The following is a 23445-nucleotide window of genomic DNA, read 5'->3' on the forward strand; positions in this document are numbered from 1 at the left end:
GGAATCTGGCCGCCAGGCACAGCAGAGAAATTACATAAGGACGCCTGCACTGGCTAGATGTAAGTCTCATTACGTTCACGTAACGCGGCCTCACCAACCCAAATGAGGTCCGGTTTGGGTTTTTTGATCAGATATTCGCAGGACATGAGGGATCGATGAAAGCTGAAACAGCCTTACATCTTCCTACGGAGTCTCATTACTTGTATGTTCCGCTACCAACCGCAGCCCCCTCAGCGGGTCGCTGCGGAATCGATCAATCCCTTTTCCTTGGAGCGCAGATGCCACTCCGTTCACTCAGGTTCACTTCGACGGCTGTCGTACTCACCGCGATGGCCTCGGCGCTGACGGTGCATCAGCCGGCCCATGCGGCGGCCGACAGGATCAGACTGGGCAACACGGCCGACGTCAGCAGAAGCGCGTGGAACGGGCCGGCCTTCACCATGAACGGCGCCGGCGGCATCGTCGCCGCTTCGACGACCCGGGCCATCGACGAGATCCGCGGCGGGACCGGAGCCCTTGACGTGGTCGTCCTGGCGGGCTCGGCGCCGACATCGGGCAGCAAGACCCCCGAATGCGACACGATCACCGGGCTCTCCGGGGTCAACTCGTGTACGACGTGGACGCTGACGGCAGCAGCCGACGGCAACAACAGCCAGGTCAACGCCGACGTCCGCAACGCCGAGTTCGTCTACTTCGCCGGCGGTGACCAGTGCCGCTACGCGGCCTGGAAGGGAACCGCACTGGAGGCGTCCGTCGAGTCGGTCGTCGCCAAGGGCGGCGGATCGGGCGGCGGCAGCGCGGGGCACCACATCAACAGCCCGATCGTCTACGACGCGTGCAACGGCAGCGTCACCAGCGCCGAGGCGCTCGCCAACCCCTACGACCGGTACATCAGCTTCACCACCGGCATGTTCGAGTGGGCGAACTACGGAGCCGTCGTCAACGACTCGCACTTCGTCACCCGTGACCGCATGGGCAGGACCATGGCGTTCCTCGCCCGATCGGTGAAGGACGGCCTCGTGCCCGGAGGCGCCGCCTGGGGTGTGGGCGTCGAGGAGGGCGGCTCCCTCTTCCTCGACCGCAACGGCATGGCCACCCAGTACGGCAAGGACGGGTACGTCGTTCTCGCCGACCACCAGCCCGAGCAGGCCGTCGACAGGAAGCCGCTCACCTACTCCGGCTTCAAGATCTGGCGCCTGACGCCCGGCTCGACCTTCGACTTCAAGAACCGTCCGACGTGCGGCTACTACCTGCGGAGCGTCACGAACGGCGTCGCCGACGCGAACCTCTACAGCGGCACACCGGTGACCGACTGCGGCAGCCAGGGCGGTGGGACCGCGCTCACCGAGAGCGAGCCGAACGACACCCGGGACACCGCTGACGACGCGACCGTGCTCACCTCCCCCGCGTCCCTGACCGGCGGCATGAAGTCGACCAGCGACCGTGACCACTTCAAGCTGTCGGTGAACGCCGGGCAGACCGTCTCGGTGAACTGCGGCGTGCCCTCGGCCTACGACGCCGACCTCTACTGGCTCGACGCGAACGGAAGCACCCTGGAGCGGTCGGTCAACAACGGTGCCGGCACGGACGAGTCCCTGTCCTTCACCCGCACCGGTTCCGGTACGGGCACCTACTACCTCGACATGGAGGCCTACAGCGGCTCCGGTTCCGCGACGTACACCTGCACCGTGACGAAGATCTGAGACAGCCGTGACCTGCGGGGCCGTACCGCCCACCGGCAGGAGGACTCCGCACCACGTGCCTCACCTGGGCCGGGCGAGGCGCAGGGGGTCGAGAAGAAGGTCGACCCCGTCCTCCGGGAGCACCCCTTCGCGCACCGCCAGCTCCCGGACGGGAACGCCCGTCGCCCGGCACTCGCGCGCCAGGGCCGTGGCCTGCTGGTACCCGATCACCGGGTTGAGCGCGGTCGCGAGACCGGCGCTCCTCTCCACCAGGCCACGCAGGCGTTCCTCGTCGGCCTCGATGCCGACCACGCAGCGCGCGGCCAGCAGGCGGCAGGCCGCGTCGAGGCGATTGACGGAGTTGAGCAGATGATGGGCCATCAAGGGCTCGAAGGCGTTCAGCTGGAGCTGACCGGCCTGGGCTGCCGCGGAGACGGCGGCATCTGCTCCGACGACGTCGAAGCAGACCTGGTTGACGGCCTCGGGCATCACCGGATTGACCTTTCCCGGCATGATGCTCGATCCCGCCTGCAGCTCCGGCAGTCGTATCTCCCCGAGCCCCGCCCCGGGGCCGGAGGCAAGCAGTCTGAGGTCGTTGCACATCTTGGACAGACGCAGGGCGAACTGCCTCAGGGCTCCCGAGAGCCGGAGGAAACCGCCCACACCCTGGGTGCTTTCGACCAGGTCACGGGCAGATCGGACCGGGGAGGCCGAGATGGTGCGGAGATGGTGGACGGCGAGACGGGCGAAGCCGTCGTCCGCGTTGAGTCCGGTGCCGATCGCCGTTCCCCCCAGATTCACCTCCAGCAGGGAATCGGCGGCCAGGCGGATGAAGTCGGCGTCATCCCGCACGGTGAGGGCGAATGCGTCGAACTCCTGGCCCAGCGTCATGGGCACCGCGTCCTGCAACTGAGTGCGGCCGAGCTTGACCGTCTTCGCGAACGCCCCACCCCGCTCGACGAAGGCGTTGCGCAATACGGTCATCCCGTCCAGCAGGCGTCCCGCGGCTGAGTGGAGGGCGAGCTTGACGGCGGTGGGATACACGTCATTGGTGCTCTGGGAGCGGTTCACGTCGTCGTGGGGATGCAGGTGCTCGTAGCTGCCGCGCGCGTGCCCCAGGAGCTCCAGGGCGCGATTGGCGATGACCTCGTTGGCGTTCATGTTCGCCGAGGTGCCCGCCCCGCCCTGGAGGACATCGACGACGAACTGGTCCAGCAGCCGACCCGCGCGGATCTCCCGGCAAGCGGCCACGACGGCACGCGCCCTCTCCTCGGGAAGGGTGCCGAGGTCGAGGTGAGCGAGTGCGGCCGCTTCCTTCACCGCGGCAAGCGCCGCGACGAGTTCGGGATGCACCGAGAGAGGCAGGCCCGTGAGGGGAAAGTTCTCCAGCGCGCGCAGCGTGTGGATGCCCCAGTAGACGTCCTCCCTCATCTCTCGCACACCGATCAGGTCCTTCTCCTCGCGGCGCATCTTCGCTCCTTCACCCTCGACACCTCGGTCTCTGCCGTACGCCCCAGAGTTTCATGCATTACAGAAGTGCCGCGCAAGAGGCAATCAGAATCATCCATTACTTACCTGAGTGAACGCCCTGAGCACGGGCGGACAGCGGCACCCCGGGCTCCCGGAGGGCGAACTCGTCGGCGCCGTCGCCGAGATCCGCTCACGGGGGGCACCTGGCGAGCGTGCCGCACTCCCCCGGACGAAGACACCGCCTGCGCAGCAGGACCGCCTCACGCGCCGGGTCGTTTGTGCCGGGAGAGCAGCTTGCCGAAGAACGAGTGCGCCATGGTGGAAGCACCCGGACGAGCAAGCCATGGCAGCCGCAGCGGTGGATGGCGTAGCCCATGAGGCGTAGCCCATGAGGCGGAGCCTTCGACCCTCGGCGGCCATCTCGGAGCAGAGCCTGGGCGGCGCCTTCCCGGTTGCGTCGGCGTAGTGCTGAACGCCGTCGACTTCGATGACGATGCGTGACCGGTCCGGGGCGAGGAGGAGGAAGTCCATGCGCTGCCGCGCGAGCGTCGAGGCGCGCCCGGGCTCCTGCGCGCGTACGGGTCGTAGTGAAGGTGGACCTGCGGTATGGGGGCAGGGAGTTCATGGCCTCCCGCTGCGCCGTAGCGCGCACAGGAGCTGCGGAACAGGAGCCGCTCGGGCTCCGAGTCCAGTGACGCGGCGAGCCTCGCGCGCAAACGCGTACGCGGTTCAGTGCCTGCCGCCACCGCCCCGGCCGGGCAGTCGGCGAGTCGGCTGCCCGGTGTTCCGTCAGGCGGCGTGAACGCCGGGCGCCGCGGCTGTGTCAACGCGCATGTCGGCCCTTGGCCGGCTTCGGCTTCCCCTGCCGAGCCTCGCCCTTCCGGGGGGCCGGCCCGGCTGCACCCGGCCCGGTCCCACGGCCGCGCTGCCGCTCCGAGACGTCGGGAGCCGGCGGCGTCCGGCTGTCGACCGCCGCGCCCTCGGAGCCGGCGGCTCGCCGGTCCCCGGCGTACGAGGGAGACCGGGGCGGGGACACGGAGACGCCGGCGGCTCCGGTCGGCGGCACGGTCGGGGAGGCCGGCTCGGTCGTGGCAGGGCGCGACGGAACGGGCACGGTGTTCTCCGCCTCGGCGGACGGCCCGCCCACCGAACCGGCCAGTCCGACGCCGAAGACGGTCAGTGCCGCACCGGCGGTCACCAGGATCCGACCGGCCCGGCGTGAGGCGGGCCGGCCGGAAGAGGATCGTGCGGGCACCGGTTCGCCACGTGCGGGCACGGCGGCCTCGACGCCGACGTCCCCCACTGCCGCGCCTGCCCCGCTCGACCTCAGCGTGTCCGGATTCCGCTCGCCGACGCCGTCCTCGCCCCTCATGGGCGGAGTCGCGAGCACGGAGGATCCCGCGGGCACGTCGGCCGCTGTCGCGAGATCCTCCGACGCCAAGGCGGCCAGGGCTCGCTCACAGGCCCGGGCGTCCGGCCGGCGGCTCTCGTCCGCGTCGGTCATGGCTTCCAGGAGTCCGACGACGGCCGCCGGTATGCCCGTCGGAATGACCGGGGGACGGTTCAGGCGGGCGATCGCAGCCTCCAGCGGCGCCCCGTCGTACTCCAGTTCACCCTTGATCGACTCGATGAGCACCAGTCCCAGGCTGTAGATGTCCGCTGCCGGCCCGGCGCCCCGTCCCAGCACCTGCTCCGGGGCCATGTACGCGGCGGTGCCCACCAGGGCGCCCGTCACGGTCTGGGCCGTGGTGCCGAGCAGCCGGGAGATGCCGAAGTCCGTCAGGCGGGGGGCACCCGTCTCGTCCAGCAGGATGTTGGCGGGCTTGACGTCGCGGTGGACGACTCCGGCCTCGTGCACATGGGCCAGCGCCGAGGCCAGGGCGGCTCCGATGCGGCACGCCTCGGCGGGCGCCAGCGCAGCCGTCGCGATCCGCCGGCGCAGCGTCGTGCCCCTGACCAGTTCCATCACCAGGTAGGGCGTTCCGTCGTCCCGGCCGCAGTCGTACACGGTGATCAGGCCCGGGTGCTGCAGCTGGGCCAGCAGCCGGCCCTCACCGTCGAACCGCTCCTCCGTGTCGGCGGCACCGTCCGGGCGGAAGACCTTCACCGCGACCGGTCGCCGCAGGCGCAGGTCCATGCCCGCGTACACGTCGGCGGCACCGCCGCGGCCCAGCAGGTCGTCGAGCCGGTAGCGTCCGGCCACCACGTGGGCGGTGAGCCGAAGGTCCGGTCGGATCGGCCACGAGCGGACTTTCATCACTGCGCTCCCTGCGTCCTGTTGTTACCCGCCGTCGTCCGCCCGCCCACGTGTGCGCTGCCGATGGCATGCCCGGCCGCGTGGTTGCGAGCACCGTGTGCACGTGTGCCCCCTCAGCCGCCGGACATCCCCCTGTCCCGCCCACGGGCTCGTGGAAGGAGGGTCGGGCGCCGTTTCGGCATGACGGGGTCATGCGCACTCGACCGGTGCTCGTCTTCGACGGTGACCGCGGCTTCTGTACGGTGTCCGTCTCGTTCGTCGAACGCCGCCCGCGCCCCGACTGCGAGGTCGCTCCCCGGCATTTCGCGGATCTGGCCGCGCCGGGCGTGACCCCGGAGCGCGCCCGCACACGAGGCGCTCCGGGTGACCCCGTCCGGCCGGATGTACGGCAGCGCCCGGGCGGTGACGAAGATCCTGCTGCGCACGGGCCGGGGACGGGCGCCGCCGGGGGCGCTGCTCATGCTGCCCCGGTGCGGTGGGTCGCCCACGCCGTCTGCCGGCTGGTGGCGGACAACCGGCACGGATGCCGGGCGGGGCGGCGGCGTGCGCGGCGCAGGCGCGTCGTGGGCGAGGGTGATCGGAGCCGGGGTGGCTCGCGCCGAAGGGGGTAGGCGAGGACGGCACACGACCATCGCGTCTGCGAAGGAGACGAGCATGACCGACGACGCCTACCTGTTCCTCGTGGACGACCCGGCGACCCCGCTGGGCGCCCCCGTCACCGCTGTGGGAGACCTGGCGTGCCTGGAGACGCCCGCCGTACGAGCCTGGCTCGACGCACACGGTGTCACCGCCGCCTCCCCGGGCGTCCGGCTGCTGCCGCCGGAGGAGACGGGCTCCATCCCCGACAGGTCGGAGAAGGTGCCCGTCCCGTTGAGCGACGAGGAGCTGAACCAGCTGCGCCACGCGCTGGCGCCGGGCGCCCTCGCCCGCGTGGAGGAAGAGCTGCTGGCCTACCGCGACTGCGCGGGCGAGCGGGACGCCCTGCTGGTGCGGGCCATGGCCGCCGGGATTCCGCCGCACCGCATTGTCGAACTCACCGGCGAGGACGCCCGGACCGTGGCATCGGTGGCGGCGCAGGGGCAGGGCCGTCCGTCAGAGTCCGGTGCGCGACAGCAGTGATGGGGGGAAACATGACGACCGAGGAGACCCGCACGAGGCTCCGCCGGTTGGAGGACCGGCTCGGCGAGCGCACCCCGGCACCGATCGAGGGACAGACCCGCATCCCCCTCCCCCGACCCACCCGGGCGGACGACGAGGACGAGCGGGATCCCGCCCCGCGCCGTACGCCTGAGCCGGCCCGCTCCACCCGGCCGGCCTAAGGGCTGAACCGCTATGGGTGGAGACGTTCGCGGGTCTGGCGCCTACATCAACATCGGCCGCGGGTGGTCCCCCGCCGCAAACTCCCCGGTCGCGGCCTTCTGCAGCACGTTTGATGGGGTGACCTCGGTCGAAGGTGTGCCGTCGACCGAGGTCGTCCGGGTGTGAAGCCGTTGATCGGCCGGTGCCTGGTCGTTTCGCCTCGGGGCCGCCGGGTACCCGCCCGGCACGCCGCCGGAGCACCGAAGCTCCTTTGGACGGGCCGGCGGCGGAAGCACCGTTCCCCTCACCAAGGCGAACGGCTCCCAGAGGCGCGCCGGAGTCATGGCTCCCGTCGCAGCACTTGCGAGAGTCGGGTCCTCTGTGCCTTCCACGTCACCGCCGTGCCGCAACGTCAAGGGAAGTCATCATGAAGGCAGCGGTATACGAAGGACCGCGAACGGTCAAAGTGAAGGACGTACCGGACGCGAAGATCGAGCACCCCTGCGACATCATCGTCAAGGTCACCACCACCAACATCTGCGGTTCGGACCTGCACATGTACGAGGGCCGCACCTCGTTCGAGTCCGGCCGCACCCTGGGACACGAGAACATGGGCCAGGTCGTGGAGGTCGGCCCCGCCGTCCGCAAGGTCCAGGTCGGCGAGTACGTGGTCCTGCCCTTCAACATCGCCTGCGGCTTCTGCAAGCAGTGCGAGCAGGGTCTGACCAACTACTGCCTGACCATGCAACCGGAACCCGCCCTCGCGGGAGCCGCCTACGGATTCGCCGACATGGGCCCCTACCAGGGCGGCCAGGCGGAGCTGCTGCGCGTGCCCTACGGCGACTTCAACGCGCTGCGTCTGGGCGAGGACGCCGCCGAGCGGCAGACCGACTACGTGATGCTCGCCGACATCTTCCCCACCGGCTATCACGCCACCGAGATGGCCCACGTCAAGCCGGGCGACCAGACCATCGTCTTCGGGGCCGGTCCCGTCGGGCTGATGGCGGCCTACTCCGCCCTCCTCAAGGGCGCCGGCCGCGTCTGGGTGGCCGACCACCAGCCCGACCGGCTGCGCATGGCGGAGGAGATCGGGGCCATCGCGATCAACACCGCCGAGCAGGACCCGGCGGAGGTCGTCAAGGAGGCCACCCTCGGTCTGGGCGCCGACAACGGCTGCGAATGCGTCGGCTACCAGGCCCACGACCCCCAGGGACACGAGGACGCCGGCCTCACGCTCAACGGCCTGATCGACTCGGTCAGGTTCACGGGCGACATCGGCGTGGTGGGTGTGTTCCTGCCCCAGGACCCCGGTGGCGCGGAGGCCCAGGGCGAGCTGGAGGCGCAGGGCAAGGTCCCGATCGACTTCGGCATGATGTGGTTCAAGGGCCAGCGCATGGGCACGGGGCAGGCGCCGGTGAAGAAGTACAACCGGGCGCTGCGGGATCTGATCGCCGGCGGGAAGGCGAAGCCGAGCTTCGTCGTCTCCCACGAACTCGGTCTGGACGAGGCCCCCACCGCCTACGAGCACTTCGACGCCCGTGACGAGGGCTGGACCAAGGTGGTCCTGCATCCGAACGGACACGGCAACGGCCACAAGCGATAGGAGACCCGGGGGCGCCATCCCCCCTGCTTCCCCTGGTGTGCCTCGCGGTCGAAGGCCGGCGGGCGGCCACCGGATCGGCCTCTTCGCCTGCTGTCGGCGGCCTGGCCGGCGGGCTGCGGAATCACTGCCCGGATCCCTCGTCGGCGCAGATGCGTTCGGATGGCACGCGACGAGCAGCCTTGTCGGCCAGGACCACACCCGGCCTGGTCCTGGGTCGGCCGATCGGCCGCGTCGTCCGTGAACGGGCCATTCTCTCGGGGAACTTCTCCGTGGCGGGTGGCGATTCCGCGCCAGGCCTTGAGCTTCTGAAAGCAGCGTTCCACGGTGTTGCGCCGCCGGTAGCGGTGCGGGTCGAAGGCGGCGCGGCGCCCTCCGGCCGAGCCCTTCTTCCGACGGTTGGCGGCCTGGTCGGCCTTCTCCGGAATGACGGCGGTGATCCCGCACCCGCGCAGGGCAGACGCGGTCGGCCTCCGTACGGAGCGTGGGCTCGCGCACGACGTCAGGGCCTGTGTCGGTGTCAGGTGAGCTCCCGTCGGCGGCCCGCCGGAACCATGAGCAGGCAGGGCGGCGGCAGGAGTGCGGCCGCGCACACCGTCCGCAGAGCCGCGTGTGTTCCCGCGTACGTGGCGAGCAGGTCGGCGGTGAGGGCGCCGAGCGGCTGGGCGTCCCGGGAGACGGAGCGGACGGTGGCCATGAGGCGGGAGAGCGGCTCGGGCGGGAACCCGGTCTGACGGTGGACGCGGGTGGTGGTCGATCCGATGACGACGCCGGGGGCGAAGCCGGCGTTGTCCAGGGCGAGCCAGTGCGCGCCGGTGCCCCTCCGAGACGCCAGGCCTGGAACACATGTGCGTCAACCCGAGCGTCTTCGATTCATTCTTTCTGGTGGCGTGTGAACGCCAGGGAGCAGTGTCATCCGGTCAGCGCGGGAGGGACGCGCGCGGGCGGTGTTGCGGGAATGGCGGGCGGGACCATCGGGAGGGGCCGGAGGTACGCGGCAGCGCCGTGACGCGTGCTGCCGGTGCGGGTAAACCCACCGGCCGGGGCTGGCCAGGACCTCTCCGTCCCGGCTGTACGTGACGCTGCGGGGGCGCTGAGCTACAGAGCGTTCCGGGCTCCTCCCCCGTCCTGTCCGCAACGCGGCGTCCGGGGCTGGTGGGGCCCATCGCGCACTGCCGACCGATCGGAGACGTCACCATGAGCACACCCCCTCCCGTCCCGCTCCGGGTCGCCCTCGCCAACGGAAGCTTCGAGCAGCCGTCCGTCACCGACATGGCCTTTCTGCCGGACGCCTCCCAGCCCCAGGCCCCGCGGCACGTCCCCGGCTGGCTCACCACCGCCACCGACCACATGATCGAGTTGTGGCACTCCGGCTTCAACGGCGTCCCCTCCGCGGAGGGCGAGCAGTTCGCCGAACTCAACGCCAACCAGGTCTCCACCCTCTACCAGGACCTGCCGACCACCCCCGGGACCAAGCTGTACTGGCGGCTCTACCACCGCGGCCGGCAGGGGCAGGACACCATGGCCCTGGACATCGGAGCTCCGGGCAGCGAGGTCGAGCAGCGCACCTTCACCGACGGCAACACGGCGTGGGGGTACTACACCGGCGTCTACACCGTCCCGGCCGGGCAGACCACCACCCGTTTCGCCTTCCGGTCCGTCTCGGCGGCCGGCGGCAACCGCGGGATCGGCAACTTCCTCGACGGTGTCTTCTTCGGTACCGCCCCGCACGTGGTGCTCACCAAGACCGCCGTACCGGCCGGCCCGTTGGACGTCGGCGATGTCGTCACCTACCGGATCACCGCGAGGAACGAGGGCGGCGGGGCCGCCGAGCGGCTCACCCTCACCGACGTCCTGCCGCCGGGAACGACGTACGTGCCCGGTTCCCTGCGGGTCGTCGACGGTCCGAACACGGGCGTGAAGACCGACCGGGCGGGTGACGACCAGGCCGCGTACGACTCCGGGAGCAACACGGTGCTCTTCCGGCTCGGCACCGGAGCCTCCGCATCCCAGGGCGGCAGTCTGGCCAACACCGCCGCACTGCCGCAGGGCACCACCGTCGAGTACCGGGTCGCCCTCGGTCTGCGGACGGCGGGCACCCGGGTGGCCAACACGGCCGTCGCCACGTACGAGAACCGCCTCGGTGACACCCCGGAGCTGCTGACGTCCTCGTCCGAGGAAGCCGTGACCGAGGTCAGGCCGGCCGCCGACCTGGACGTGACCAAGGCGGCCGACGCCACCGCCGTGACCGTCGGACAGACCGTGACCTACCGTCTGACCGTCCACAACGCCGGCCCCAGCCCGGCGACCGGCGTCACGGTCGCCGACCGGCTCCCGAACGGGCTTGCTTTCCTGTCAGCCGACGCCGACGTCGGTGCCTACGCGCCGGAGACCGGGCAGTGGTCCGTCGGCGAACTGGCCGTCGGTGCCCGCGCGACCCTCACCCTGCGGGCAAAGGCCACCAGGCCCGCCCGCCTCACCAACACCGCCACCGTCACCGCCGCCGAGAAGGACCCCGACCCGGCCGACAACACCGACTCCGTCACCATCTGCGTCGAGCCCGCACCGACGTGCTGCACCCCGTGCGTACCCCGTAGCTGACCCCATACAGGAGGGGCAGGATCGGGCCCGTACCAGGTACCGGCGTCTGCCGGTACCTGGTGGAGGCGGATGAGGCCGGGGCTGTTGCGGATTCCCTTGACGTGGCGGGTCGAGCCTTGTTGAGGACGGTCACGCGACCCGTCTCGAAGGCGAAGGCGATCGTCAGAGAGAGCACCCAGCTTTTGACTGACGGTTGATCCGACCTGCTCGCCATCGGAGTCGCACAGCACCGGGCAGTCGCAGAACCACTCGTCGTCCCTGAGGTCCCGGACCCTCCGGACTCCCGCGGGCGTCCGGCCGGCAAGACCCCGCGGACGACACCCGTGCTCCTGCACGACTTCGCCACGGCCGTCCGATGATGCCGGCTGATCAGCCTGCGATGCCGGAACCGAACATGCCGTCATCTTGCCGGAGGCGCCCTTCTTCGGGCGGACAGCCCGTCCCAGACCGGCACGACCGGTTCCCCGTGGAGAACGCCTTGGGCTGTTCCGGGACCTCCATGAGAGCAGGGTGCCGTAGCCACCGGGTTCGAAGTGGAAGCACGGGCGTGGACCGCGATCGGGATCGACGGGCAGTCCACCGGGGCCGCCGCCCCGGACGGAACGCGTACCGGCAGGCCTCAACCCGCTCGGTCGAGGCGGCCGGCTGCTCTCATCGGTCGCCGACGACGGCCCGGACGTTCTCGATGCTGCCGCAGTCCGACTCCAGTTGCCTCCGGCGCTCCTTCAGGAACACGGCGCCCAGCTCGGCCCTGCGCTCGTCGGGGACGTTCTCCCGGGCTCCGTTGAGGATCGTCCTCTCCTCCTCGTCCACGTGGTGGGAGACGGCCTCGACCAGGTCCTCCAGCTTCGAGTCCCAGTCCTCCGAACCGACGTCCTCGACCTCCAGCAGCGCCAGGAGCGCCCTGTTGCCCTCCTCGTGCTCCTCCACACCGTGTTCGACCTCTTCGTCGTCCACGTTCCTGAAGCGCTTCAGCGCTCCGTAGACCCCGGCCTCCTCTGCCTCGGCATGGGCGATGAGCAACGCGGAGAACTTCTTCAGCGCTCCCGCACGATCGGCCTCCACGCTCCGCATCTGCCGGAACAGCTCCTCCATGGTCCGGTGATCCTTGAGGATCGCCTCCACGACGTCCTGCTCCTGCGGTTCCGCGGCCATGTCGCTACCTCCCCGAGTCGATGTCCTCGTCACCCGGCGCGTGCTCGCCCGCGGCCGGTTGAAACCTGACCCCCACCCGCCGACCAGGACAGAAGCCCGCTTCCAGAACACGGACAGCGCCGTCACGCGGCGACAAGGGGCGCTCCCCTTGAGGTCGCGGTGGCTGTGGCTGAGGCGACGAGGGCGACGGTCGTCCGGTCCATCGGCGCGGGACCTCAGCTGCCGCCGGTCGACTCTGCGCGCCGACGGGGTCGTCGGCTCTGCGCGTCGGCCGGGTCACGCTCCCGGTCACGGTGCAGGTCGGGCTCAGTCGCTGGGTGAGGCCGGGGCCAAGCCTGCGTGGGCCTTGCCCCGGGCCCTGGACGCGGTCGTCCGGACCTGTCTTCATCAGCCGGAACGAATGCGTTCCCACCCCCAGCAGCGTGCATGCGCCCGCCCGTGGCCCCCGGCCTGAAGCAGACGGGGCTTCGGCACAGCCCTTCCGGGGCGCCTCGTGTCTTACAGGTTTGGCCATGAGGCGCGGTGGAACAGTGGAATCCGACGACCGGTCGGCCGGGACTCGGCCGGACCTCATCGACGCCCGGACTCGAACAGGAGCTCTTGAGTGCGCTTCTACGCCCAGACCCGCGCACGCCGAAACCGTCAGGTCCTGGTGGACCTGATCGCCGTGGCCCTGATCGCCGCCGTCGTCCGGGCGGCCTTCGCCGTCCGCGAGGCGGTCCTGCTGCTGGCCGAACCGGGGCGCAAGGTGGAGGATGCCGGCGGCACCCTCGCCGAAGAACTCGGCAACGCGGGAGACGCGGCATCGGACGTGCCGCTCGTCGGCGACATCCTGAAGAAGCCGCTCCAGGCCGCGGCCGACGCCGGCTCCAACTTCGCCGACGCGGGAGTGTCGTTCCAGGAGACCGTGAGCCAGGCCGCCGACGTGATCACGACGGCCCTCATCCTCGTCCCGGTGCTCTTCGTCCTGCTGCTGTGGCTGCCGCCGCGTCTGCTCTGGATCCGGCGCAGCAGCGCCCTGCGCCGCCTCGCGGAGGCTCCCGGAGGAGCGGACCTGCTCGCCCTGCGCGCTCTCACCGGCCCTCCGGGCGCACTCGCCGAGCACCCGGCCCCGCCGGGCGGATGGGCCGACGCCTGGCGTCGGGGAGACCGGCAAGCCATCACCGACCTCAGCACGGTCGCCCTCAACCGCATCGGGCTCCGGCCCTGACACAGGGCTCCCGCTCTTTCGGCGTACACCTCATGACGAGGACACCACGACCTTTCCGATGGTGGTCACCTCATGGACCGATCAGCAGAAGACCGACCGGGACGCGGCCGAGTGGACGTCGCGCGCAGGAGTTCCTGCGCGCGGGCCTGCCCGTACGAAAGCCGGACGGATCCGGTGTGCGGGCAGACGTCACGACGGGCCGACGACCTTGCCGGGCTCTCGGAGTCCGGCACCATCAACCGTTTCGCCCAGGCGGCACCGGCGGATCCTCGTACCCGTGGTCGGAGCCCCAAACGGTCCAGGGCCGCACGGCACCGCGGCGGACGTCGCAGGTGTTCACCGCCGAGCGGCCCCGCAGCAGCTCCAGCGCCTCCCTGATCTCCGTATCCCCCACCGAGGACCGAGGCGACCAGTCGGCTCTCGCTGAGGCGCTCGGCGGTCTTGGCGACGGCGATGCCGTAGCTCCGGTCCTGTCCTCGTACGACTACGGTAACGAGCGGGCATGTAGCGCTGTGTCACTTCGCCCGCCGTAGGAATGCCACTCACCCGTGTTCTTTTCGACCTTTGCGCATGCTGGAGTGATGCGCGGGCCGGACCTCCGCGCTGGGTTCTGTACGGTCTGCGGCTTCGATGCCCGTGGGCATCGGAGCCGTGTCAGGGCAACGACCGTGTTTCGGCCGCCGCCATGCACCCTGCCCGTCTCCTCGGGTGCTGCCGGGGCCGTCCTGGGATAATCGAGCGTGGGAGTCGGTCGAACGTCTCTCCCCCTCCGTCGTGATCGCCGGCGTCCGGCAGGGCCCCGCCGAGTCGGCGCCGGTTCCGTTGAGAGGCGGAAAGAACGGACGCAGGGCCAATGAAGCCGAACATTGACTACCGGGCGTTGTTCGTGGCAACGCCCAGTCCGTATCTGGTGCTGGATCCAGGCCTGGTGATCGTCGACGTCAACCAGGCATATCTGCAGGCCACGGGCCGGAGCCGACAGGACCTGGTCGGCCAGCACGTGTTCGATGCCTTCCCGGACAATCCGGCGGACGAGAACGCGGACGGAGTAAGGAACCTGAACGCTTCGCTGCAGCGGGTCCTGCAGTCGAGGCAGCCGGACACGATGGCGGTGCAGAAGTACGACATCCCCGTGCCGTCCCTCGCCGGGACGTTCGAGGAGCGGTGGTGGTCACCGATCAACACCCCCGTCCTCGGGCCGGACGGGCAGGTGACGTGGATCATCCACCGGGTGGAGGACGTGACCGAGTTCGTCCGCTCCCGCCCGACCGGCCCGCCGAGCGGGCCCCGAGGCCGGCGGGAGGTGATCGAAGCCGAGCTGTACGCACGGGCGCGGGAGCTGCAGAGGCTGAACGAGGAACTCCGACAGGCGCACGCACGGGAACGCCAGGTCGCCCTCACCCTGCAGGAAGCCATGCTGCACTCGCCCGACCTGGACCGGCACCCGGACATCGCGGTGCGCTACGTGCCCGCGGTGGGGTCGCTGAACGTGTGCGGCGACTGGTACGACGTCGTCGATCTGCCCGACGGCGCTTTCGCCGTCGCCGTGGGAGACGTCGTGGGTCACGGCCTGGAGGCCGCCGCCGTCATGGGCATGCTCCGCAGCGCGCTGAGCGCCGCGGTCCGGGCCCTGCCCGACCCGGCCAGGTCGCTGGAGGTGCTCGGCCTGTACGCCCGGTCCATCGAAGGGGCGCTGGCCACCACCGCCGTCCAGGCCGTCATCGACGGCAGCCGCCGGCAGATCGCGTACAGCAGCGCCGGCCACCCGCCGCCTGTCCTGCTGCATCCCGACGGCAGCTGCGACCTGCTGGACCAGGCCACCGACCCGCCGCTGGGCGCACGCCCCGACCACGTCCCGCGACCGCAAGCCGCTGTGTCCTACACCCCGGGCGACCACCTCGTGCTGTACACGGACGGGCTGATCGAACGCCGCGACCGGGACATCGACGAGGGCCTGCAACAGCTCACCGACACCCTCTCCGACCATGTGGGCATGAGTCCGGAGCGTCTCGCGGACGCCGTCCTGTCCCGCCTCGGCGTCGCGGGTGGCGCCCGCGACGACATCGCCCTGATCGCCGTCCGCCTCTGACCGCACGCCGGGGTGGCGCGATCACTCCTCGGCGTTCGGGGGCAGCCGCGCCCGCGGCGGGAACACCGCCCCGGGACGATCCGTCATGCCGGCGAAGCGTCCGGCAGAACCTCCCCCGCGCATCGCCGCCCTCGCACACCGCCGTCGCGGTTCGGCAGCGGTTCCGTCAGTCTCCTGATCATCCCCCAGAGCCGGTTCTGCCCTTCCTCGCCCCCGATCCAGCCGCCCCCTTCGGAAGGGCGCGGCTGAATCGACACCGTCCCCTCGCGGAACTCCGAAGCCGCTCGGTGTGAGGATCCGATCGGGGGGTATACGAAGCCGCGCACAAGGGCGCGTGGTGAGGGAGACCGGTGATGGAGCGGACAGCAGGTGTTGCGGACAGTCGGCCGCTGATGGCGGACATCGTGTCGGTGTCCGGCCTCTTCGAGGGCAGCGAGGACATCGCCGTCGCCCGCGAACTGGCCCGTGCCTTCCTTGCCGACGTACAGGCCGTGCACGGTCTGCCGGTGTCCGAGTACGCGATGGACGCGGTGGAGCTGGTGGTCAGTGAGCTGGTCACCAATGCCCGCAAGTACGCGCCCGGCCCGTGCCTGCTCACCCTGGAGGTCGTCGGCGGCGCGGTCGAGGTGACGGCGTGGGACAGCAACCCCACCCCGCCGACCGTCCTTGCGCCCGACCCGACCCGGATCGGACAGCACGGGCTGGAGATCGTGATGGCGGTCGGCCAGAGCTTCGCCGTCCACCGTGAGCCCGTGGGCAAGCGCATCACCACGACGATCGCCCTGGCCGACGATCCCTGCGGCGCGGCCGCCGGTCGCCGACCGTAAGAGGTCCTCTCGATCGGCGGTCAACGCTCCGTGGCGCCGGAACGGGCTGTCGGCGGACAATCCGAGTACGTCGGTTGATCGAGTTGGGCAACACCGTGCCGATGAGCTCCGCAGCCTCCCCCCAAACGGCGGCGGAACGGGCCCTTCGGCACGTCCCGGAACTGGCGTCGGGCCCTCCGAAGGGCCTGGCGTCGCGGGTGCCCCTCTCCTTCCACCCGGACCGTCTGCTGCACGGCAGGCCGATCCTGGACGCCATGGCCGAGGACGGTGTCTACCGCTCGCAGTTCGTCACGGGAACCGGCAACGGCGGCCTGACCGCGCATCCAGGCGGTGACCGGTGGCGCCGGGAGAGCCGGATCTTCGGCGGAGCGTACGACGAAAGCAGCCGCTCATGAACGGCCCGTCTACGAGGCGTTGGACTTCCGTCGCAAGCCGGACGGCGGGGCGCCACGGTTCGGATCGGCCCGCTTCCGGCTGACGGCCGACGCTCTGACACGGAGTGGCTTCGATCACTTCTTGTGGTTGTCGAGACCGGTCGGCAGGCGGCTGCGAACGTGACCGCGCTGAGGGAGAAGTTCCCGGCTCTGCCGGACGTCGCCCGATACCTGACGGCCAGGCCGGTGCGGCGGGGATTCCTCTGGGAGGGATGTGACTCTGGATTCGCAGCCGCCCTGGTCGGGGACCCGGACACGGCCCGTGATCACTTCGAACGAGTCCTTCGAGAGGACTCGCCGGCCCCGTGGATGGTCGAAGTCCAGGAGGAAGCGCGTGAGTTGCACGCGATCGCGGCAGATCGCGACCGTGCCCGCCTCGTGATCCGGCAGTAGGTCCACCGGCCTGCGTGGCTCGACGTCGACCAGCACGGTCCTGTGAACACGGCCCCTGCGCATCGCGTACTCGTCGATGCTGACCACCCGCCGTCCCGTCACCGGGAGGTCAGCGGGAGACTGCAGGCAGGACCCGTGCACCCGTCCCGACCAGTTCCCGCAGCCCGGGCCCCGAGCCCCGGCCGTCCGGCGTCGGACACCGACTCGGACCACCTCGCCATCTTCCTCCACCGACTCCACCCTGATCCCCTGATCCGTGAGGAAGAGCAGCTCCTCCAGCCGGAGCAGTACCTCGCGCACAGCCCAGAACCATCAGTTCGGACGAGGTCGGTGCCGGCGGTTTCCCGACGACCTCGCCCCGGCCCCGGACGTCACTGTGTAGGGGGAGCCTCGATGACGATTCCAACACCGCGAGCGGTCGGTGCCGGGGCCGCAACCACAGGGGCATGCTCCGCTGCCAACAGCCTGCTTGGAGACAGACGGAGAAGTGAGTCATGCCGGTTCTGGGTGTTTAGGACGGGCCGGGGCGAGCAGGCGGGGGTCAAGGCCAATCCGGTTACTTCACGAGGAGGTCCCGATGTCGGGCACGGAGAAGAGCAAGGCTCATACCGAGCAGGCCAAGGGCAAGGTCAAGGAGACCGTGGGCCGCGCCGTCGGCAACGAGCGCATGACCGCCGAAGGCCGCGCCGACCAGACCAAGGGCCACGCACGCCAGGCCAAGGAAGACATCAAGGACACCTTCCGGCATTAAACCACCCCACACCCCGTAGGGCTCCGACCACTCCCCCGGTCGGGGCCCTACGGGTTTGAGAGCGCCTCGGCTCGCCTTGACGCGAAGAGCTGCGGGAGGCAGCGCCGGCCAAGCCCATGGGTCGCCGCCAGGCACGGCCCCGGCCGAGACAAGAGGGCTGGGGGGCAGGTCATGCGGTGCGCGGTGGGGGCCGGTCATCGGCCGGCGGGCCCGAGGCTGGTCGCCTCGGCCCGTCCGACGCGGTGATTCGTGCGACCCGGCCAAGCGCAGCCGCTGTTCTCCCTCCGGGACGGGAGGGAGTGTCGAGGGGGGGGAAGCGGCGACGCCCGTCCGGTTGCCGATTCACCGTTCCGCAGAATCGCCGAGGTCGTACACGTCGCGGTTGCGGACGATCTCGGTCTGGTGGTCCTGCACCCAACACACGACATGCGTGATGGTGTCGCTCAGTGACCGACCCAGGGGTGTGAGCTCGTACTCGACCCGAGGCGGTACCTGGGCGTAAGCCGTCCGCAGCACGAGGCCGTCACGGGTCAGCAGTCGCAGCGTCTGGCTGAGCATGCGCTGGGACACCCCGGCGATCCGGCTGTGAAGCGCCGTGAAGCGCAGCGGGCCCTCGGCGAGGTTGGTGATGACCAGGACGGTCCACTTGTCCCCGACACGGGCGAGCACATCACGCACGAGCTCGATGGTCGACGCGCACTCGGGGCTCACTGCTGCGGCGTCCGCTCGCGCACCTGGCGTGGATCCCATGCGTCTGTTCCCTCCGGGTGCGTAGCTGACTTCGAAGTGCGTGAGGGCGAGGTCTTGATCACGGTGTCGCCGTCCTCGTTACATACAGATGGTAATCAAGGGCACGCGCCCGCCCCCGCTTCAATTCCTGTGAGGGAAACATGGTTTTGGAACCCGCCGCGTCGACTTCGGCCATGGACAGGACCGTCGGCAGCGCGGTCGCGACCGTACGGCACGACACCTTCACCGTGGAACGGCGTCTGACCGCGGCCCCGGGCACGGTTTTCGAGGCTTTCACCGACAGCCCGGTGCGGCGCCGATGGTTCGCGTTGCCGGGCCGTCGGGTCTCCTACGACCACACCTTCGCGGTGAACGGCGGTGAGACCGCATCGAGTGTCTTCACGGTCGCGGGCTCTGCGCCGGAACGCCTCGCCTACGCTTCCCGGTATCTCGACATCGTGCCGACCTCGAGGATTGTCTACACGTACACCTCCCGCGTGGACGACGTCACGCGATGGACCTCGCTGGTGACGGTCGAGCTGCACCCCGCGGACAGCGGCACCCACCTGCGCTGGACCGAACAAGCGGCTTTCCTGGCGCCGTCCGCACGGCCGGAGGACGACCTGCCCCACCTCCGCGGCGCCACCCGCCTACGATTGAACGGCCTGCCGGCAGCGTTGCAGGCGACGTGAGACCAACGCGTCGGGAGTGCCATCGCCGCCCCGGCACAGGGAGCACGACGGTGCCCCACAGGTCGGAACGGGGCACAAAAGGCAGCGCGCCAACAACCCGTCGGCCCACTTCCCGGGCTGATCGTAGCGGCCGCGACGCGCCGGAGTACTGGATCTGCAGGTGGACGACCGGGCGGACTACACCCGGCCCGCGGCGATGACGTACCTGGTGACGTCGCCGACGGCCCGGCGGCCTTCGTTCAGTCGACCTCGACGTACGTGACGATGAGGATGCTGCCGAGCAGCGCGGTCGCGTAGGAGATCAGACGGATACCGTCATGCGCGTAGTCCCGCAGGGCGGACGCGGTCGGGCGGGGGCGTGGCCATGGCCGGGGTGAGGGTGATGCACCTGTCGCTGTCTGATCAGCAGCCGCCTCAGCCCCTTCAGCCCATCAGCCGGGGCCGCGTGCCGGGGGTCAGCGCGATCCAGATGGTCTCGCTCTCCCGAACGACGTAGATCTCGTCCACCTGCGCGTTCCAGTTGCGCGGCACCACGAAGTAGCGGCCGTCGTCTTCCGTGAGCAATCGCAGATCCGAGTACCGGTAAGGGTGCAGGCGGTCGTTCGGAAGCTTCTGCTCCCGCACCGAACCCGTCGGAAAGCTCAGTGGTTTGGTGCTGAGGACGAGAACTCCCGTCCATCTGGTGACGTCGGCAGCGTGCGCCTGGGCGTCCTGCCTGCCCTGCTGCCAGGCCACGTTGGTCACCGTCCAGAAGAGGAAGACGCCGGCGGCGAAGACCGGGACAGCCTGGCGGCGGACCCCTTGCGGACGCCGCCCCTCGGCATCCCGGCACTGGCTCAGGAGAAGTCCGACAGCGATGGTCAGGGGCCCGGTCCAGCCGTACGGCTGGATCTCCTGCCACAACGCGAGCAGCACGATCCCTACGACCACGAAGAGCGGGTACCAGCGTGCCGCGGCAGCCTCGATCCGCGTCACACGACGGGGCCGGCGGCTCCACGGGACACAGACCAGCAGGGCCACGCACCCGACTGCCACCATGATGTCCAGGTTCAGCAGGTTCAGGCTCTCCAGGGCGACCTGGCTGAACCCCAGGTTCAGCGAACCCCAGCGGAGATTGAAGTAGGCGTAGTACGTGCTGGTGTAGATCGCACCGATGTAGAACATCAGCGCGGCGATGAACGTCCCCTGAGCGACGACGATCTTGACGAGGGCGGACGGCCCGTAGAGATCGCCCCCGTCCTGACGCGGCGGTTTCCCGGCGCTGGGCGGGGGCTGCTCCGTCCCGTGCGCGAAGGGCTCGCTCACGTTCTCTCGGGAGCCGGCTCTGGAAGTTCGGAGTCACCCGGCGAAGGCTGCCCGGGCGTCGGCGGAGGGGCCGTCTGGGTCGGTTCGAAGGGCGGTTCGGTCGTTTCGTTGGCGGTCGCCTCCGGCGGGGGAGGCGGGGGAGGGACATAGCCGCCGGGCGACGTGTTCGTCGGTTCCCGCGTCTCCTCCGTCGAGGGACCGCCCGTGTCCTGCGTCGGAGAAGCATCCGGCTCCTCGGACGTGGGAGTGTCGGTGCTCTCGGTCGACTCGGTTGTGGGGGCGGGGTTCGGTTTGTCGGGATCGCAGGCGACGAGTCCCGTCATACCGAGCAGCATCAGCAAAGCGAGTACCGCGGCGCGTACGCCATGGACGGTCCGGTACAGCATCCGACCTCCTTGATCGTCAAGCCAGCGTAGGAGCCGGCGGGGCGGGGGAAGACGTCCCACGCCCCTCAGGTCTTCCTCTCCGCCCGATCGGACGCCCGTCAGCCCTCCATCAAGCCCCTGCTTCCGCTCCCCTTCTCGCTCCGTACGCAGCCGCACTCGAGGGCCGGGGCGAGAACGCCGACCCGCCCCCGGCAGGTGCTGCCGGGGGCGGGTCGGGGAGGAGCGGGTCAGTTGACGTAGAGGATCAGGTTCTTGGGCCAGCGGGCCTGGTCGAGGCGCTTGAAGAGGTCCTTGATGTCGGTGGGGGTGAGCTTGATGCAGCCGAGGGACTTGTAGTCGTTGGCGTTCTCCCGGCGGTCGGCGTCGTCGCGGACCGGGGTGCCCTTGCCCTGGGTGCCGTAGCAGGTCGTCTCGCTGTGGATGAACAGGTCGGTACGCAGGACGCTCTTCTGCTTCGTGCCGGCCTCGGGGCGGCAGGGCTTGTCGGGGGCTGGATGGCGTAACCGTCGACGGCGTTGCCGTCGCGGTTGGTGAAGTGGGCCTGGACCCGGTAGGCGCCGCTGGGCAGCCACCCCACCCCGGAGGCGCACTCGTCCTTGTTGCCGAAGACGCCGTCGGCCTTGGGGTCGAGCTGGACCTGGACGGCCTTGACGGCGTGGCCGCGGGCGGCGAGCAGGTGCTGATCGCGTGACCCACCTTCCCGCTGGTACGGGAGACGTAGGAGCGGTGTGCCGTCCTGGTGGGCGGTGCTGACGAGGTGAGGATTCGGGGTAACCGGGTACTGAAGGATGAGTCGTTCCCGCCTCGCGATGCGATCGAGCGGCTCAGCAAGCGGCCGCGGTTCGAGGCGCAGCACCTGGTGGGGCTGTGGAAGGCCGCCGGCGCGGCACTCGAGCAGGCCGCGGCTGCGGGTGCGGGTGCCGCGGTGACCGGCAAGCCGGCGGCACCGGGCAGTGACGGTGCCGGGCCTTCGGCAGTCGGCGCGCCGTCCCAGGACCCTGCCGCAGCCCCGACGTCCGGCCCTGCCGCTGTGCCGGTTGCGCGGACGGGGAGGGTCGCCCGGCTGACGATCGTCTTCCTCACGCTTCTGGCGGCGCTCCTCCTCAGCCGGTGGGCCGTCATGAACGGTTCCGGCAAGGACGACACCGCCGCGCCTCCCGCCACCACCGAGACCCAGCCCGGCAACAGCGGCAACACCGACGCCGCCGACGGTGTCCAGCCGCCCGCAGACATGCCCCGCCGGCCGACGGCCCGACCGCGGACGGCGGGAAGGCCGAGGACCTCCAGGCCGACGGCCCACCCGCCCCCGGCCGTACCGCCTCCCCCATGCCCTGTGGCTCCCAGCAGGAAGCCGGGAGCCACAGGGCATGGGGGCTGCTCGACACGCTGGGCGGTGCCGGTCTCTCAGAGACCGACGTGTCGTCGCCACTGAACCTGATTGGGTGATGTCGGGGATGTTTGCCTGACCCCGGCCTGCCGGCTGCGTAGCTGTGGGGCTGTGAGGTACGCGCAGGGCGGTGGGCTGACCGACGCCGAGAGGGCCGCGCGGGAGCGGATCCGGCTGCAAGCCGTGGAACGCTTCGAGGGCGCGGAGAGGAACCGGGAGATCGCCGCCGCGCTCTCGAACCTGGGGACGGATCGGCCGGACCCCGGTCGTCCGGGTTCGCGGCCGGGGCTCCGGACGGGCGTCGACGGCGGGTATGACCTGCTGCAAGCCGGGCGAGCGGTCCCGGCTGATCTACGCCATCCGCGAGTACCGAGGGCGCAAGGGCCAGCCGAAGGGCTTCGGCTGGCGGGATCTCCGCGACCTCTTGGTGCGCGCCCGCATCCAGCTCGGCGGACCGACCGTGCTGGTCTGGGACAACGTCCGCCTCCACCTGACCGCCGGGATGCGGGAGTTCATCGCCGCGAATACCGCCTGGCTCACCGCGTTCCAACTTCCCACCTACGCGCCGGACCTGAACTCGCAGGAGGGCATCTGGTCGCTGGTCAAGCGCGATATCGGCAACCTCGCCGCAGCCGACCTGGGCCAGATCACCAGGGCCGTGAAGCGCAGGCTCAAGCAGATCCAGTACCGCCCGGATCTCGTCGACAGCTGCCCTGCGAGCACCGGCCTCATCACGGACGACTGAACGGCGCTGCAGATTCGTCAGTCGCCGTAGTACCGGTTGTAGGAGGCGGAGCGCTCCTCCACTGAGAAGCCCTCGAATTCACCGTCTGCCTCGAGCTCGCGCAGTCGATCCAGGGCCGCCGTCGCAGAAGGTGCACGGTTGGCCGAGAGGTGGGCCTTCGTCGCGTCGAGCCCGTGCCCCAGTAGGAATTCGATGTCGATCGAGCACGCCGCGTCGAAGCTGGCTTGCTTCGCACTCCAGATCAGCAGCACGTCGTCGAGGTCGCCGCTGTTGAACAGCTGGAAGCAGCAGAGCCTCATCAGCTCGGTGTCGCCCTCGCCCTGGGCGCGTCGCTCACGCGCCGTGTGCTCTCTGAGGAGTGCACGGATCTCGTCGAGGTCCGCGCCGACGGGGCGAGGCCCGTAGCGGCGCCAGCATTCCTCGGCATCCATCG

General features: G+C 70.3%; 20 protein-coding genes and 3 pseudogenes. 12 read left to right on the forward strand and 11 right to left on the reverse strand.

The window, feature by feature from the left end:
• The first annotated feature begins 278 nt into the window (after window positions 1-278).
• Window positions 279-1703 carry a pre-peptidase C-terminal domain-containing protein gene (locus tag ACIGW4_RS29135; RefSeq protein WP_399583791.1) on the forward strand — a complete coding sequence of 475 codons (1425 nt, stop codon included), beginning with the start codon at window positions 279-281 and terminating at the stop codon, window positions 1701-1703.
• 60 nt (window positions 1704-1763) lie between these two features.
• Here ACIGW4_RS29135 and ACIGW4_RS29140 read toward each other — a convergent pair whose 3' ends face one another.
• Window positions 1764-3152, reverse strand: a complete 1389-nt coding sequence (locus ACIGW4_RS29140) for an aspartate ammonia-lyase (protein ID WP_399583794.1) — start codon at window positions 3150-3152, stop codon at window positions 1764-1766.
• Window positions 3153-3975: 823 nt separating this feature from the next.
• Complete coding sequence (locus ACIGW4_RS29145) at window positions 3976-5409, reverse strand: protein kinase (RefSeq protein WP_399583796.1); 1434 nt, start codon at window positions 5407-5409, stop codon at window positions 3976-3978.
• Between the two features lie 654 nt (window positions 5410-6063).
• Here ACIGW4_RS29145 and ACIGW4_RS29150 point away from each other — a divergent pair.
• From ACIGW4_RS29150 to ACIGW4_RS29160, 3 genes are all read left to right on the forward strand, one after another.
• The gene (locus tag ACIGW4_RS29150) at window positions 6064-6528 is read left to right on the forward strand and encodes a DUF6003 family protein (protein WP_123457802.1); all 465 of its coding nucleotides are present in this window, start codon (window positions 6064-6066) and stop codon (window positions 6526-6528) included.
• A gap of 11 nt (window positions 6529-6539) precedes the next feature.
• Complete coding sequence (locus ACIGW4_RS29155; protein ID WP_399583799.1) at window positions 6540-6728, forward strand: hypothetical protein; 189 nt, start codon at window positions 6540-6542, stop codon at window positions 6726-6728.
• A 407-nt stretch (window positions 6729-7135) separates the two neighbouring features.
• Window positions 7136-8311, forward strand: a complete 1176-nt coding sequence (locus tag ACIGW4_RS29160) for a glutathione-independent formaldehyde dehydrogenase (RefSeq protein WP_399583802.1) — start codon at window positions 7136-7138, stop codon at window positions 8309-8311.
• Between the two features lie 26 nt (window positions 8312-8337).
• On the opposite strand, the pseudogene ACIGW4_RS29165 reads toward ACIGW4_RS29160, so the two are convergent.
• From ACIGW4_RS29165 to ACIGW4_RS29175, 3 genes and pseudogenes are all read right to left on the reverse strand, one after another.
• Window positions 8338-8531: pseudogene (locus tag ACIGW4_RS29165) on the reverse strand (IS5/IS1182 family transposase); the annotation flags it as partial.
• A 37-nt stretch (window positions 8532-8568) separates the two neighbouring features.
• Window positions 8569-8781: pseudogene (locus tag ACIGW4_RS29170) on the reverse strand (IS5/IS1182 family transposase); the annotation flags it as partial.
• Window positions 8782-8828: 47 nt separating this feature from the next.
• Window positions 8829-9005, reverse strand: coding sequence for a hypothetical protein (locus ACIGW4_RS29175; protein WP_399583804.1), 177 nt, complete (start codon window positions 9003-9005; stop codon window positions 8829-8831).
• A gap of 500 nt (window positions 9006-9505) precedes the next feature.
• On the opposite strand from ACIGW4_RS29175, the gene ACIGW4_RS29180 reads away from it, so the two are divergent.
• Window positions 9506-10909 carry a hypothetical protein gene (locus ACIGW4_RS29180; RefSeq protein ID WP_399583807.1) on the forward strand — a complete coding sequence of 468 codons (1404 nt, stop codon included), beginning with the start codon at window positions 9506-9508 and terminating at the stop codon, window positions 10907-10909.
• 651 nt (window positions 10910-11560) lie between these two features.
• Here the strand turns inward: ACIGW4_RS29180 and ACIGW4_RS29185 are convergent.
• A complete protein-coding gene (locus ACIGW4_RS29185) occupies window positions 11561-12064 on the reverse strand; it encodes a hemerythrin domain-containing protein (RefSeq protein ID WP_123457806.1) in 504 nt (167 codons plus the stop codon).
• A gap of 604 nt (window positions 12065-12668) precedes the next feature.
• Here ACIGW4_RS29185 and ACIGW4_RS29190 point away from each other — a divergent pair.
• The 4 genes and pseudogenes from ACIGW4_RS29190 to ACIGW4_RS29205 all read left to right on the forward strand — a co-directional run.
• Window positions 12669-13274, forward strand: coding sequence for a hypothetical protein (locus ACIGW4_RS29190; RefSeq protein WP_399583810.1), 606 nt, complete (start codon window positions 12669-12671; stop codon window positions 13272-13274).
• 853 nt (window positions 13275-14127) lie between these two features.
• Window positions 14128-15363, forward strand: a complete 1236-nt coding sequence (locus ACIGW4_RS29195; RefSeq protein ID WP_399583813.1) for a PP2C family protein-serine/threonine phosphatase — start codon at window positions 14128-14130, stop codon at window positions 15361-15363.
• A gap of 353 nt (window positions 15364-15716) precedes the next feature.
• Window positions 15717-16190, forward strand: a complete 474-nt coding sequence (locus ACIGW4_RS29200) for an ATP-binding protein (RefSeq protein ID WP_398711929.1) — start codon at window positions 15717-15719, stop codon at window positions 16188-16190.
• A 101-nt stretch (window positions 16191-16291) separates the two neighbouring features.
• Window positions 16292-16697, forward strand: a pseudogene (locus ACIGW4_RS29205) (DUF3626 domain-containing protein); the annotation flags it as partial.
• 2 nt (window positions 16698-16699) lie between these two features.
• On the opposite strand, the gene ACIGW4_RS29210 reads toward ACIGW4_RS29205, so the two are convergent.
• Window positions 16700-17104 carry a hypothetical protein gene (locus ACIGW4_RS29210; protein WP_399583967.1) on the reverse strand — a complete coding sequence of 135 codons (405 nt, stop codon included), beginning with the start codon at window positions 17102-17104 and terminating at the stop codon, window positions 16700-16702.
• 490 nt (window positions 17105-17594) lie between these two features.
• On the opposite strand from ACIGW4_RS29210, the gene ACIGW4_RS29215 reads away from it, so the two are divergent.
• The gene (locus ACIGW4_RS29215) at window positions 17595-17768 is read left to right on the forward strand and encodes a CsbD family protein (RefSeq protein ID WP_123457810.1); all 174 of its coding nucleotides are present in this window, start codon (window positions 17595-17597) and stop codon (window positions 17766-17768) included.
• Between the two features lie 342 nt (window positions 17769-18110).
• Here ACIGW4_RS29215 and ACIGW4_RS29220 read toward each other — a convergent pair whose 3' ends face one another.
• A complete protein-coding gene (locus ACIGW4_RS29220; protein ID WP_123457811.1) occupies window positions 18111-18518 on the reverse strand; it encodes a helix-turn-helix domain-containing protein in 408 nt (135 codons plus the stop codon).
• Between the two features lie 173 nt (window positions 18519-18691).
• Here ACIGW4_RS29220 and ACIGW4_RS29225 point away from each other — a divergent pair, with 173 nt between their 5' ends.
• Window positions 18692-19189: an SRPBCC domain-containing protein gene (locus ACIGW4_RS29225; protein WP_399583818.1), complete on the forward strand. Its 498-nt coding sequence runs from the start codon at window positions 18692-18694 to the stop codon at window positions 19187-19189.
• Between the two features lie 423 nt (window positions 19190-19612).
• On the opposite strand, the gene ACIGW4_RS29230 is transcribed toward ACIGW4_RS29225, so the two are convergent.
• Both ACIGW4_RS29230 and ACIGW4_RS29235 read right to left on the reverse strand, forming a co-directional pair.
• Window positions 19613-20494: a hypothetical protein gene (locus tag ACIGW4_RS29230; protein WP_399583820.1), complete on the reverse strand. Its 882-nt coding sequence runs from the start codon at window positions 20492-20494 to the stop codon at window positions 19613-19615.
• 613 nt (window positions 20495-21107) lie between these two features.
• Window positions 21108-21452, reverse strand: a complete 345-nt coding sequence (locus ACIGW4_RS29235; protein WP_399583823.1) for a hypothetical protein — start codon at window positions 21450-21452, stop codon at window positions 21108-21110.
• A gap of 1065 nt (window positions 21453-22517) precedes the next feature.
• Between ACIGW4_RS29235 and ACIGW4_RS29240 the strand changes: the two genes are divergently transcribed.
• Window positions 22518-23012, forward strand: a complete 495-nt coding sequence (locus ACIGW4_RS29240; protein ID WP_399583956.1) for a transposase — start codon at window positions 22518-22520, stop codon at window positions 23010-23012.
• Between the two features lie 17 nt (window positions 23013-23029).
• Here the strand turns inward: ACIGW4_RS29240 and ACIGW4_RS29245 are convergent, their stop codons facing one another.
• Window positions 23030-23443: a hypothetical protein gene (locus ACIGW4_RS29245; protein WP_399583826.1), complete on the reverse strand. Its 414-nt coding sequence runs from the start codon at window positions 23441-23443 to the stop codon at window positions 23030-23032.
• Window positions 23444-23445: the final 2 nt, after the last annotated feature.

Origin of the sequence: Streptomyces sp. NPDC053513 (genome assembly GCF_044544765.1) — a bacterium.
GTDB lineage: Bacteria > Actinomycetota > Actinomycetes > Streptomycetales > Streptomycetaceae > Streptomyces > Streptomyces litmocidini.